The following is a 1,505-nucleotide window of genomic DNA, read 5'->3' on the forward strand; positions in this document are numbered from 1 at the left end:
AGGCCGTCCGCTTCGCCGACGCCATCCACACCCTCCACCGTGGCGGCACCACCACCTACCTCGAACTCGGCCCCGACGCCGCCCTCACCCCCATGACCGCCCAAACCCTCGACGACGACACCACCACCACCCTCGTCACCCCCGCCCTCCGCCGGAACCAGAGCGAGGTGCGGACGGCCGCCCTGGCCCTCGCCACCCTGCACACCCGGGGCGTCCCCGTGGACCGCACGGCGTTGCTGGACGCCGAACAGTCGGGTACCGCGGCGCAGTTGCCGACGTACGCCTTCCAGCGCGAGCGCTACTGGCTGGAGCCCGCGGCGCCCGCCGGGGACGCCGGTTCGATGGGCCTGGTGGCGGCGGGGCATCCGCTGCTGGGCGCCGTGTCGGTGCTGCCGGAGTCGGGTGGGGTGCTGGCCACCGGCCGACTGTCGCTCACCACCCATCCGTGGCTGGCCGACCACGCCATCGCGGGCACCGTGCTGCTGCCGGGCACCGCGCTGGTGGAGATGGCGGTGCGCGCGGGCGACGAGGTGGGCAGTCCGTGCCTGGAGGAGCTGATCGTGGAGGCGCCGCTGGTGGTGCCCGCCAAGGGCGGTGTGCACGTCCAGGTGGTGGTCTCCGGTGAGGATGCCACGGGCCGCCGTACGCTCGGCGTCTACTCCCGCTCCGACGCGGCGACCGCCGACACACCGTGGACCCGGCACGCCGGTGGCGCGCTGACGGCGGCACCGGGCGAGGCGGCCGGGCAGCTGACCGCCTGGCCGCCCGCCGGTGCCGAACAGGTGGCCGTGGACGGGTTCTACGAGCGGCTCGCCGCCGGGGGGTTCGCCTTCGGCCCGCTGTTCCAGGGGCTGCGCAAGGTGTGGACGCGGGGCGAGGAGGTGTTCGCCGAGGTCGTGCTGGACGAAGCGGACCGGGCACCGGCGGCGGCCTTCGGGCTGCACCCCGGACTGCTCGACTCGGCGCTGCACGCGGCGGCGTTCGCCCCGTCCCGGGCCGGTGACGAGCGCACCCGGCTGCCGTTCGCCTGGAACGGGGTGGTGCTGCACGCGACGGGCGCGGGCGCCCTGCGGGTGCGGATCGCACCGGCCGGCGCGGACGGGTTCTCGGTGACCGCGGCCGACCCGACGGGCGCTCCGGTCGCGAGCGTCGCCTCCCTGGTGTACCGCGAGGTCGCCGCCGAGCAGTTGGGCGGGACAGGGGCGGCGCGGGACGCGCTGTTCCGGGTGGACTGGATACCAGCCGCCCTCAACTCCACTCCCCGGCCCGCCGATTGGCGCGAGCTGGATGTCACGGCCGAGCCGGAGGGCAGCGTGCCCGAGCAGATCCGCACACTCACCGGACGGGTCCTGGCCGCCGTACAGGAATTCGTGGAGGACGCGGAACCGGGCGCCGGTCCCCTCGTCGTCACCGCCCGCTCCGGCCACCCCGCCACCGCCGCCGTACGCGGCCTGCTGCGCACCGCCCAACTCGAACACCCCGACCGCATCGTCCTCGCCGAACTC

1 protein-coding gene is annotated in these 1,505 nt (G+C 75.5%); it reads left to right on the forward strand.

The genetic code is table 11. From position 1 onward, the window contains the following. Positions 1 to 1,505 (forward strand): polyketide synthase dehydratase domain-containing protein (locus IF37_RS0138240; protein ID WP_030754303.1); only part of this gene is annotated, 1,505 nt, incomplete at both ends.

Origin of the sequence: Streptomyces sp. NRRL S-31 (genome assembly GCF_000718775.1) — a bacterium.
Taxonomy (GTDB): domain Bacteria; phylum Actinomycetota; class Actinomycetes; order Streptomycetales; family Streptomycetaceae; genus Streptomyces.